This is a genomic window from Nocardioides psychrotolerans, from assembly GCF_900113685.1.
In the GTDB taxonomy this organism is placed as follows: domain Bacteria; phylum Actinomycetota; class Actinomycetes; order Propionibacteriales; family Nocardioidaceae; genus Nocardioides; species Nocardioides psychrotolerans.
In genome coordinates, this window is the sequence record NZ_FOQG01000010.1 from 153,077 (window position 1) to 161,631 (window position 8,555).

Genomic DNA, 8,555 nt, shown 5'->3' on the forward strand with positions numbered 1-8,555 from the left:
CCGCGGCGTCGTCACGAGGCTTATCGTTGACCGCATGGTCCTCCTCGACGCTGCCGTTGATGCTGCCGCTGCCGCTGCCGCTGGCGCTGGCGACAAGGTGGCGCTGCTCCAGTTGATCCGTGACTCGGTGATCGGCGAGGACCACCTGATGGAGACGCCCTACGGGCGTCGCCGCGTGACCTACGCCGACTACACGGCCTCAGGGCGGGCGCTGAGCTTCATCGAGGACTTCATCCGTGAGCAGGTGCTGCCCTCCTACGCCAACACCCACACCGAGTCGAGCGGCACCGGCCTGCAGACGACACGGCTGCGGGAGGACGCGCGCGAGATCATCCGGCGCGCGGTCGGCGGCGAGGACTCGGTGGTGATCTTCGCCGGCTCGGGGTGCACCGGAGCGATCGCCAAGCTGATCGGTGTCCTCGGCCTGCGGATCCCGTCGGTCCTCGACGACACCCACCACCTGTCCGACCACATCTCTCCCTCGGAGCGGCCGGTCGTCTTCCTCGGTCCCTATGAGCACCACTCCAACGAGATCCCGTGGCGTGAGTCGATCGCCGACGTGGTGGTCATCCGCCAGGACGCCGACGGGGGAGTGGACGCCGAGGACCTGCAGGAGCAGCTGGAGAAGCACGCCGACCGCCCGCTCAAGATCGGCTCCTTCTCGGCCGCCTCCAACGTGACCGGGATCCTCTCGGACACGGCCGGGATCTCGACGCTCCTGCACCAGCACGGGGCACTGAGCTTCTGGGACTTCGCCGCCGCGGCGCCCTACATCGACATCGACATGGAGGCCGTCGACCCGGCCCGCCCGCTGTCCTACAAGGACGCGATCTTCCTGTCACCGCACAAGTTCATCGGTGGTCCCTCGACGCCCGGTGTCCTGGTCGCCCGTCGTGAGCTCTTCGCCAACCGGGTGCCCGACGTGCCCGGCGGCGGGACCGTCCTCTACGTCAACGACGACGACCACCGCTACTTCGCCGACCCCACCCACCGCGAGGAGGGCGGAACCCCGGCGATCATCGAGTCGATCCGCGCCGGCCTGGTCTTCCAGCTCAAGGAGGCGGTGGGGGTCCCGACGATCCGGATCCAGGAGGAACGGCACCTCTCCCGGGCGATCGGCGCTTGGAAGGACGACCCGTCGATCGAGGTGCTCGGCAACCTCGACGCCGAGCGGCTCTCGATCGTCTCCTTCATCCTGCGCTCGCCGTCAGGGCGCTACCTGCACCACAACTACGTCGTCGCGCTGCTCAACGACCTCTTCGGCATCCAGTCGCGCGGCGGCTGCTCCTGCGCCGGTCCTTACGGCCACCGACTGCTGGGCATCGACCTCGAGCGCTCCCACGAGTTCGAGCGGGAGATCTCCGGCGGCTGCGAGGGCATCAAGCCCGGCTGGGTGCGGGTCAACTTCAACTACTTCGTGGCCGACGAGGTCGCCGACTACGTCGTCGAAGCCGTGCGCCTGGTCGCGCGCGACGGGTGGAAGCTGCTGGGCGACTACACCTTCGACACCACCACCGGCCTGTGGCGCCACCGAGACGGCCTGGTCACGCCGCCGCTCTCGCTCCACGACGTGTCCTACGCCGGTGGCCGCGTCTCGATGCCCACCAACAGCGCCACCGGGGGAGTCGAGCTGCTCGCCGACCACCTCCGCGACGGCGCGGCCCTGCTCCACGCCGCCGTCGGCCCCGCCCTCGCCGGCCACCCCGGCAACGTCAGCCCCGACTTCGAGCACCTGCGGTGGTTCGACCTGCCGGCCGTGTGCCTGGCGCTCTGAAGGGCCGCCTGCTCCTCGGGCACGCGGACCACCTCAGAGTCGGACCAGCATCTTTCCGGTGTTGCCGCCGGAGTAGAGGCCGCGGAACGCCTCGACCATCTGGTCGAGGCCCTCGAAGTAGGTCTCGCGGTAGGTGAGGTCACCGGCGGCGAGCCAATCACCTGCCTCGCGGTAGAACTGCGAGGTCAGGTCGGCGTGGTCGCTGACGATGAAGCCGCGCATGGTGATCCGCTTGGAGACCAGCATCATCAGGTTGCGCGGGCCGGGCTCGGGGGCGTCGGCGTTGTAGCCGGCGATCGCGCCGCACAGCGCGATCCGCCCGAAGTCGGCCATGTGGAAGATCGCGCCCTCGAGGTGCTCGCCGCCCACGTTGTCGAAGTAGGCGTCGACCGGCCCGTGCTCCTTGAGCTGCCGCGCGACCGGCCCGTCGTGGTAGTCGAAGGCCGCGTCGAAGCCCAGCTCGTCGACCAGCCACGAGACCTTCTCCGGCGAGCCCGCCGAGCCGATCACCCGACCGGCACCGAGCTGCCGCGCGACCTGGCCGGCGACCGAGCCGACGGCACCGGCCGCGCCGGAGATGAAGACCGTGTCACCCTCGCGGAGCTCCGCGATGCGCTTGAGCCCGACGTACGCCGTGAGGCCGGGCATGCCGAGCACGCCGAGGTAGGCGCTGGCCGGGACCCGGGAGACGTCGAGCTTGCGTGCGACGGCCGCCGGCAGCACCGCGCGCTCGCGCCAGCCGGCCATCGTGAGCACGGTGTCACCGACGGCGAGCTGGTCTGATCGCGACTCCTCGACGATGCCGACGGCGCCGCCGTCCATGGGTGAGCCGAGCTGGAAGGGCGGCACGTAGGACTTCACGTCGTTCATGCGCCCGCGCATGTAGGGGTCGACCGACAAGACGGTGTTGCGGACGAGCACGTCGCCGTCGGCAAGGTCGGGGAGGTCCACGGAGACGGTCTCGAAGTGCTCCGGACCGGGGAGTCCGACGGGGCGGGTGGACAGGTGGATCTCACGGGTCGTAGCCATGTCATCGATCCTGCCAGGCGGCACCGAGCCCTGCGGGGAGCCCCCGACCGACCGCTCGGGAGGTGGCCGAGATCACCCTGTCCCTGATGCAGGAGTCGGCCCCCGACAGCACTACTCTGTAAGAGTCGCTCAAGCGGCACTACTGGTTACACCAAACGTGACTCCCAGCAGGGGGTCGAGAGGATGAGCACCCATGCCGACGCAGTTGCACCTGGCCCAAGGAATCGTCAACGGACGGGTCCACGCAGACAGGGACCATGCGCAGCTCCGAGACGTGGAGCTCGCAGCCGCAGCCGCACGGGCGACCCGTGGCGGTCGCCTCAGGTGGGTCCCGCGCCCGCGCTGATCTCGCGACGTGGGAGGGCCCCGGTCTGGCAGTCTGTGCGCCATGACCGACCCGTTGCCAAGCCCCGGACCCGACACCTGGCGGGGGATCGACCTCACCCGCATCGGTGAGGGTCGCTACAAGGCCACCAACCAGCGCGGCGGGATCGTCCCGATCGGCAGCGGTCAGGATCCGGACTTCACGCCCGTGGAGCTCCTGCTGGCGGCGCTCGCCGGGTGCGCCGGCGTCACCGTCGACGAGCTGACCAGCCGTCGCTCGCAGCCGTTGTCCTTCGACGTGACGGCCGAGGGGCACAAGGTCAGGGACGACGGCGGAAGCCACCTGGTCGGGCTCAAGGTCACCTTCGACGTGACCTTCCCCGAGGGGGCGGACGGCGACAAGGCGCGGGTGTTCCTCCCGCGTGCCGTCCAGCAGACGCACGACCGGATCTGCACGGTGTCGAGGACCGTCACGCTCGGTGAGCCGGTGGACTACGCCATCGCCGAGGATCGAGCCTGATGGCAGGCTCCCCGCGGGTCCCTCCGTGGACCCGGGTGCCGCGCCAGGACGGGCGGCGATTCGTCGTGACCGGCGCCAACAGCGGGATCGGCCTCGCGACCGCTCGCGCCCTCGCGGAGGCGGGAGCCCATGTGGTGCTCGCCGTCCGGAGCCGCGACAAGGGCGAGGCTGCCGCCGCGACGATCCAGGGCGACGTGGAGGTCCGCGCGCTCGACGTCGCCGACCTGTCCTCCGTGCGCGCGTTCGCCGACGGCACCGGCGCGGTCGACGTGCTGGTCAACAACGCCGGGATCCTCGGTGTCCCGTTCGGCCTCAGCGTCGACGGGATCGAGCTCCACCTCGCCACCAACCACGTGGGGCACTTCGCCCTGACCAACCTCCTGCTGCCGCGTCTCACCGATCGCGTCGTCGTCGTCAGCTCCCAGTCGCACCGCTCCGGCGTCCTGGAGCTCGACGACCTGGACTGGTCGCGGCGCGGCTACTCGGCGTACGCCGCCTATGCGCAGTCCAAGCTCGCCAACATGCTCTTCCTCGCCGAGCTGCAACGCCGCCTCACCGCCACCGGCAGCACGCTGCGCGTGACGGGCGCCCACCCCGGATCCACCGCGACCGCCATCACCGCCAATACCGGCAACGGGTTCAAGACCTGGATCGGGTCATGGGGCCACGGCCTCGTCGGCATGAGGCCGTGGCAGGGCGCCCTGCCCACGCTCTACGCCGCGACGATGGACGTGCCCGGCAACACCTACCTAGGACCCCACCGGTTCCGGGAGATGAGCGGGTGGCCGGTGAGCGTCGGCCGGAGCCGAAGTGCCAGCGACCCCGACCTCGCCCGGGCGTGCTGGGAAGAGTCGGAGTCGCTGAGTGGGGTGCGCTTCCCGCTCTAGGGAAGGTTGACGATCAGTCGACGCTGACACTCTCGATCGTGACCGGCGTGGCCGGGGGACCGTCCTCGCCGCCGCCGTCGACACCGTCGGCCGCCAGGTCGGCGACGACCTGCACACCCTCGGGGTCGATGGTGCCGAAGACCGTGTAGTCGGCCGAGAGCTGCGTGTCGACGTAGACCATGAAGAACTGGGAGCCGTTGGTGTCGGGACCCGCGTTGGCCATGGCCAGGGTGCCGGCCGGGTAGGTCTCCTCACCGGTGAGCTCGTCGCCGAAGCTGTAGCCCGGTCCGCCGCCGCCAGTGCCGGACGGGTCGCCGCACTGCAGGACCCCGAAGACCGGGTTGGTGGTGAGGCGGTGGCACGGGGTGCCGTCGAAGTAACCCTGGCCGGCCAGCGACGTGAACGAGTTGACCGTGCACGGCGCGGCAGCGGCGTCCAGGGTGGCGGTGACCTCGCCGGCCGACGCCGTGATCGTGACCGGCACGTCGCCGTCGTCGGCCGCGGAATCGGGCGGCAGGTCGGCGTCCTTGGCCGCACCCCCCTCCTCGGTGTAGGTGCAGGGCACCGCGTTGCTGTTGTCGACCGGCGGGCTGTCGGCGGCGGTCTCGTCCTCGCCGCCGCAGGCGGTCAGTCCGGCGGCGAGCACCAGGGCTGCGATCAGGGTCAGGGGTCGTTTCGACATGCGCCCGATGGTAGGGGAGCCCCGTTCACCCCTGACGCCTAGGCTCGCCCCATGCAACTCGGAGTCCACTACGCCAACTTCACCCACCCCGACTGGGCGGAGCGGCTCGAGGAGCGCCTGACGGCAACCGCACGCGTTGCCGACCAAGGGGGTGCGGCGTGGTTCACGGTGATGGACCACTGGTTCCAAATGGAAGATCTCGGCGGACCCGCGGAGCCGATGCTGGAGGGCTACACCACGTTGGGCTACCTGGCTGCCGTCACCGACCAGGTGCGGCTCAGCCTGCTGGTCACCGGCGTCACCTACCGCCACCCCGGGCTGCTGGCCAAGACCGTCACGACCGTCGACCGGCTCTCGGGCGGGCGGGCCATGCTCGGCATCGGTGCTGCGTGGTACGACCGCGAGCACGCGGGACTCGGCGTCCCGTTCCCCTCCACCAGCGGGCGCTTCGAGCGCCTCGAGGAGACGCTCCAGGTCTGCCGCCAGATGTGGAGCGACGACAACGGCGCGTTCGAGGGCACCCACTACCAGCTGGCGGAGACCGTCTGCGTCCCGCCGCCGGTCCAGCAGCCCGGGCCGAGGATCCTGGTCGGGGGAGCGGGGGAGCGCAAGACCCTGCGGCTCGTCGCCCAGTACGCCGACGCCTGCAACATCTTCGGTCAGGGCCCCGATGTCATGGCCCACAAGCTGGACGTCCTGCGTCGCCACTGCGACGACCTGGGCCGCGACTACGACGCGATCGAGAAGTCGATGGTCCTCGACGCCGACCCCACCGGTGACACCGACGCGTTCCTCGCCGACATGGAGGCCTACGCCGCCCTCGGCATCGAGCTGGTCACGCTGATGCCGCAGGGCGACGACCCGGTCGCGTGGACCACCGAGGTCTGCGAGCGGGTGCTCCCGCGACTCCAGCAGCTGTGAGCGGCTCCGACGACCGCCAGCCGGTCGCCCACAGTCACGATGTCATCCCGCTGCGTGAGGCCGCCAAGGCGTGGTTCCTCATCTCGCTGCAGACCTTCGGGGGGCCGGCGGGCCAGATCGCGGTCATGCAACGCACGTTGGTCGACGAGCGTCGGTGGATCGGGCAGCAGCGCTTCCTCTTCGCCCTCTCCTACTGCACGCTCCTCCCGGGACCCGAGGCCCAGCAGCTCGCGACCTACATCGGCTGGCTCCTCAACGGCGTCAAGGGAGCGCTCGTGGCGGGCATCCTGTTCGTGCTCCCGGGCGTCGTGGCCCTCTTGGCGCTGTCGGCGATCTACGTCGGCTACGGCGACACGACGTTCGTGGAGTCGGTGTTCCTCGGTCTCGCGCCCGCGGTGATCGCGATCGTGCTCCAAGCCGTGATCCGCGTCGGCGGCAAGGGCCTCGGCCATCCCGGGCTCGTGGGCCTGGCCGTCGCGGCGTTCGTCGCGCTCACCTTCTTCGCGGTCCCGTTCCCCGTCGTGGTGCTGGCCGGCGCCGTCGGTGGCTGGCTGCTCGGGAGGGCCGTCCCGACGCTGGCGAGGCCACGGCCCGCTGCGGAGGATGACGGACCACCACCCCTGGTCAGCGACGACGCCCTGCACACCGAGCGCCCCTCGGGACGTCGGGCCGGGCTCATCCTCGGCGTGGGCCTCACGCTGTGGGCGGCGCCCGTTGTGCTCGCGGCGGTCCTCGCGGGGCGCACCAGCATCTTCGTCGACCAGGGCGTCTTCTTCTCGGGCGCTGCCGTGGTCACCTTCGGCGGCGCCTACGCGGTGCTCGCCTACGTCGCCCAGCAGGCGGTCGAGACCTACGGCTGGCTCGCCCCGGGGGAGATGGTCCGGGGACTCGCCCTCGCCGAGACGACCCCAGGACCGCTGATCATGGTCGTCCAGTTCGTCGCCTTCGTCGGCGCCTACCGCGACCCCGGCAGCCTGGACCCCTGGGCGGCAGCCGTCCTCGCCGCCCTGCTCACCACCTGGGTGACCTTCGTGCCCTGCTTCCTCTTCATCCTCCTCGGCGCCCCCTACGTCGAGCGGCTGCGGGGCAACCGGAGCCTGGCGACCGCCCTGAGCGGCATCACGGCTGCCGTCGTCGGCGTGATCGGCAGCCTGGCGGTGTTCTTCGCCGTGCACACGTTGTTCGACGAGACCCGCCGGCTGACCTCCGGGCCGCTCGACCTCGACGTGCCGGTGCTCGACTCGCTGCAGGCGTCGGCCGTGGTCATCACCGCGCTCGGCTGTCTGCTGATCTTCCGGCTGCGGTGGAGCGTGCTGCGCACGCTCGGCGTGTGCACGCTGGCCGGCGTCGCCTGGGGCCTCGCCACCACGCTGCTCTGAGCCTCTCTCCAGGCAGACCAGAGCGGCCCGGCCTTGTGAGAAGGCCTGTCACGGGTAGTGGACAGCCTGTCCTTCCGTACGCAGCATCCGCTCCGGCGCGGAGGTCAACCGGCCCTCGGTGTGGTCTGACCGATGAATTTTCCGCGCCGTGTTGGGCCGTACGCCGAATCTCGACTTACGGGAGGCTGACGCCGTGCGGAAACTGACCTGTGGCATGAACCTGCGCCTGGACGGCTGATCGAGTTCGCCCGCCGCTGGCGGGACATGCCGATGGTGGTGTTCTCCTCGACGACCAGCGCGGTCGACTGGAACGCCCGCCTAGATGAGTAAGCCCAAGGGCATTGGACGGCGTGGAGGCTATTTTTAGTGGTGAAGGGTGTCCAGAGTCGGCGTTGTCTACCCAACGTGAACCCTGGAGGCCCTCGTGGACGCCGATCTGGACACCCTCGCCACCGCACTCTATGTGACCACCGACGACTTGCTCCTCGCTCATCCTGAGCGTGTCCCGGCCCGCCCGAAGGTCGGGATCCCACCGAGGACCAGCGACGCCGAGATGCTCACCCTGGCCGTGATGCAGGCCCTGCTGGGCTACACCAGCGAGACCCGGTTCCTGCGCTATGCCCGCAAGAACCTGCTGGGCATGTTTCCGAACCTGCCGCTGCAGTCGGGCTACAACAAGCGGCTGCGCAAGCTCGCAACCACGATGACCTGGCTGATCAGCGAGCTCGGGCGCCAGACCAGCATCGCCAACGACGACGTGTGGGTTGTCGACTCCACCCCGGTCGAGTGTGCAAGGTCGCGGGAGACCGTGAAGCGCTCCGACCTGGCCGGCTGGGCCGAGTACGGCTACTGCGCCTCCCACAGCCGCTTCTTCTGGGGCCTTCGGCTGCACCTGGTCTGCACCCTGCAGGGCCTGCCCGTGGGCTGGGCCCTGACCGGCGCCAAGGCCGACGAACGTGAGGTCCTCAACGCGATCCTCGACGCCACACCACACCTGGGCGCCGGGACCCGGCAGATCGTGATCGCCGACAAGGCCTAC

At 70.3% G+C, this 8,555-nt stretch carries 8 protein-coding genes; 6 read left to right on the plus strand and 2 right to left on the minus strand.

What is annotated here, in order from left to right; all coding sequences use genetic code 11:
- Positions 1–34 precede the first annotated feature (34 nt).
- Positions 35–1,774 (plus strand): aminotransferase class V-fold PLP-dependent enzyme, encoded by a 1,740-nt coding sequence (locus BM204_RS13605; protein ID WP_091114282.1) that lies wholly within the window; start codon positions 35–37, stop codon positions 1,772–1,774.
- Between the two features lie 33 nt (positions 1,775–1,807).
- Here BM204_RS13605 and BM204_RS13610 read toward each other — a convergent pair whose 3' ends face one another.
- Positions 1,808–2,803, minus strand: a complete 996-nt coding sequence (locus BM204_RS13610) for an NADP-dependent oxidoreductase (RefSeq protein ID WP_091114285.1) — start codon at positions 2,801–2,803, stop codon at positions 1,808–1,810.
- 388 nt (positions 2,804–3,191) lie between these two features.
- Here BM204_RS13610 and BM204_RS13615 point away from each other — a divergent pair, with 388 nt between their 5' ends.
- Positions 3,192–3,647, plus strand: coding sequence for an OsmC family protein (locus tag BM204_RS13615; protein ID WP_091114288.1), 456 nt, complete (start codon positions 3,192–3,194; stop codon positions 3,645–3,647).
- Positions 3,647–4,534, plus strand: coding sequence for an oxidoreductase (locus tag BM204_RS13620; protein ID WP_091114293.1), 888 nt, complete (start codon positions 3,647–3,649; stop codon positions 4,532–4,534). The genes BM204_RS13615 and BM204_RS13620 overlap by 1 nt, the downstream gene beginning before the upstream one ends.
- A 13-nt stretch (positions 4,535–4,547) precedes the next feature.
- Here BM204_RS13620 and BM204_RS13625 read toward each other — a convergent pair whose 3' ends face one another.
- Positions 4,548–5,216, minus strand: coding sequence for a peptidylprolyl isomerase (locus BM204_RS13625; protein WP_091114294.1), 669 nt, complete (start codon positions 5,214–5,216; stop codon positions 4,548–4,550).
- 51 nt (positions 5,217–5,267) lie between these two features.
- Between BM204_RS13625 and BM204_RS13630 the strand changes: the two genes are divergently transcribed.
- The 3 genes from BM204_RS13630 to BM204_RS13640 all read left to right on the plus strand — a co-directional run.
- Positions 5,268–6,137 carry an LLM class F420-dependent oxidoreductase gene (locus BM204_RS13630; RefSeq protein ID WP_091114297.1) on the plus strand — a complete coding sequence of 290 codons (870 nt, stop codon included), beginning with the start codon at positions 5,268–5,270 and terminating at the stop codon, positions 6,135–6,137.
- The gene (gene chrA, locus BM204_RS13635; RefSeq protein WP_091114299.1) at positions 6,134–7,516 is read left to right on the plus strand and encodes a chromate efflux transporter; all 1,383 of its coding nucleotides are present in this window, start codon (positions 6,134–6,136) and stop codon (positions 7,514–7,516) included. Before BM204_RS13630 ends, chrA begins: the two co-directional genes overlap by 4 nt.
- A gap of 424 nt (positions 7,517–7,940) precedes the next feature.
- A partial coding sequence (locus tag BM204_RS13640) for an IS982 family transposase (RefSeq protein WP_218153743.1) occupies positions 7,941–8,555 on the plus strand: 615 nt, incomplete at its 3' end.

What these genes read in the sequence shown, in the direction of transcription:
- BM204_RS13625 (WP_091114294.1), bottom strand. Translation starts at nt 5,216, where the DNA reads ATGTCGAAACGACCCCTGACCCTGATCGCAGCCCTGGTGCTCGCCGCC.
- BM204_RS13605 (WP_091114282.1), top strand. Translation starts at nt 35, where the DNA reads ATGGTCCTCCTCGACGCTGCCGTTGATGCTGCCGCTGCCGCTGCCGCT.
- BM204_RS13610 (WP_091114285.1), bottom strand. Translation starts at nt 2,803, where the DNA reads ATGGCTACGACCCGTGAGATCCACCTGTCCACCCGCCCCGTCGGACTC.
- BM204_RS13615 (WP_091114288.1), top strand. Translation starts at nt 3,192, where the DNA reads ATGACCGACCCGTTGCCAAGCCCCGGACCCGACACCTGGCGGGGGATC.
- BM204_RS13630 (WP_091114297.1), top strand. Translation starts at nt 5,268, where the DNA reads ATGCAACTCGGAGTCCACTACGCCAACTTCACCCACCCCGACTGGGCG.
- BM204_RS13620 (WP_091114293.1), top strand. Translation starts at nt 3,647, where the DNA reads ATGGCAGGCTCCCCGCGGGTCCCTCCGTGGACCCGGGTGCCGCGCCAG.